This window comes from Mesorhizobium sp. M7A.F.Ca.CA.001.10.2.1 (assembly GCF_003998575.1).
Lineage (GTDB): Bacteria > Pseudomonadota > Alphaproteobacteria > Rhizobiales > Rhizobiaceae > Mesorhizobium.
This window is the reverse complement of record NZ_RZQY01000839.1, coordinates 1-2,178: the sequence shown is the minus strand read 5'-3', so window position 1 is coordinate 2,178 and position 2,178 is coordinate 1. Positions and strand designations below refer to the sequence as shown.

1 protein-coding gene is annotated in these 2,178 nt (G+C 66.2%); it reads right to left on the bottom strand.

The window, feature by feature from the left end:
- Nucleotides 1-2,178: autotransporter-associated beta strand repeat-containing protein (locus EN964_RS32425; protein ID WP_206528792.1), on the bottom strand; the 2,178-nt coding region annotated here is incomplete at both ends.

The window sequence follows — 2,178 nt, the reverse complement described above, 5'->3', positions numbered from 1 at the left end:
CGCCCGTGCCGACATATTGCAGGGTGCCGCCGGTGAGGACGAGGTTGGCCGCAGCACTGCTCGATGCGCCGATCGCGCTGTTGACGCCGCCATTGGCCAGGCACGAGACCTGCAGCACGCCGCCTCTGACAGTGGTGCTGCCGGTATAGGAGCTCGCGCAGCCGCTGAGCGCCTGGGTGACGGTTCCGCCCTTGATGATCCCGCCGCTGCCGCTGATCGCGCCGGCAAAACCGGCCGCGCTGACGTTCGAGGCGATCGTCAGCGTCGCCGTGCCAAGCGTGACATTGCCGCCTATGGCGCCACCGCCATTCAGATAGGAGATGGAGGTGCTGAAATTGTTGAGATCGAGTGCGACACCGGCGGTGTTGTTCAGGCCGAATCCACCCGCTCCGATGGCGCTGCTGGAGCCGGCGCGCAGGATGCCACCTGTGACTGTCGTGATGCCGGTATAGGTGTTGTTACCGGACAGGACGAGCGTGCCTGCGCCGTCCTTCCGGAAGGCGCCGGCACCGACGATCGGGCCGCTCACGCCGAGCACGGTGGCGGCATTCACCACGTTGATGGCCCCACCGGTAGTGGCAAGTGTGATGCCGCGGTCGATGCTGATGCTGCCGCCGGTATAGGCAAGGACGCCGCCATTCAGGCCAAGGTTGGCGGAGGCGCTGGTCGAAGCGCCGATGCCGCTTGCCTGGCCGCCATTGGCAAGGCAATCCACGCTGAGCGTACCGCCGATGATGTTCGTCGCGCCGGTATAGGTGTTGTTGCAGCCGACAAACGTCTGGGTGCTGCTATTGTCCTTGGTGAGGCCGCCGGCCCCGGTGATGGCGCCGCTGAAGCTGACGGTCGTGCCGCCGACCGTCAGGGTCGCTCCGCCGAGGCGAACGGTACCGCCATTCGCGCCGCCTCCCGACAACCCGCCGACCTTGTTGTTGAAACCGTTCAGGTCGAGCGTGACGCCGGCGACATCCGCCAAATTCATGGCATTGGGACCACCAAAGGCCTGGGTCGATCCGGCGCGCAACGTGCCGCCGTCAATGAATGTCGGACCGTTGTTGCTGTTGGTGCCCGAAAAAACCAGAGTGCCGGCGCCGGCTTTGTGAAACGGCACGGCGCCAACCACCGTGCCGCTGACGGTGAGCGTCGTTGCCGCATTGGTGACATCGAGCGAGCCACCCGCGCCTCCGTTGAGCGTGAAGCCGCGATCGGTGCTGGCGGTCGCCCCGGTATATTGCAGCGTTCCGCCGGTCTGGATCACGAGGTTCTCGGCATCCGAGGACGATGCGCCGATACCGCTCGCCACACCGCCATCGGCCAGCGTGTTGACCGACAGCGTACCGGCGGAGATCGTCGTGATGCCGGTATAGGTGTTGGCGGCATTGCCAAGTGTCAGCAGGCCGGCGCCGGTCTTGTTGAATCCGGCATCGTCCGAACCGACGACCACGCCGCCGAAGCTCAGATTGCCGCTGTCGACCTGGATCGTCCGCGGTGCACCACCATTGACCAGGGTAAAGCCGCGGTCGGTCGTGCCCGCACCGACGCCGGTATATTCCAGCGTACCGCTTTCGAGCACCAGGTTCGCCGAAGCCGCGCCCGAAGCGCCAATGCTGCTCGCAGAGCCGCCATTGGCGACGCTGTCGATGGCCAACGTGCCGCCGCTCAGCGTCGTGCCCCCGGTGTAGCTGTTCGCGCCGGTCAGCGCGACCTTGCCGGCGCCGCCCTTGGCGAAGCTGGTTGCGCCGCCATTGTCGACGATCGTCGACGCGATCGTGAAGGTACCGGTGCCCGTGCTGTTTTCGAGCACGCCCAGCGTACCGCCGCCGGTCGCGCCGGTGATCGAGCCGCCGGTGATGGTCTGACTGGCATTGTTGACGCTGGAGGCGACAATGATCGTGCCGTCCACGCCGAGCGTGTTGCTGGCGCCGACGGTGACTATGGAGTTGGCCGCGGCGGTGTATTTGATGCCGCCGAGCTGGACGTTGCCCGCAACGGTGTTGGCGAACGGGGTGTTGGCCGCCCCGCCCGCGTCACTGACCACGTCGCCGGTCAGCCAGGTGCTGGCATTGTCCTTGTTTGCATAGGCGGTGAAGGCGTTGATGGCTCCGCCGCTGACCTGCGCGTAGTCGGTGCCGTTGACGGTTGCCCAGATGAGCGCGCCATCGCCATTGGTCGTGGTGATGC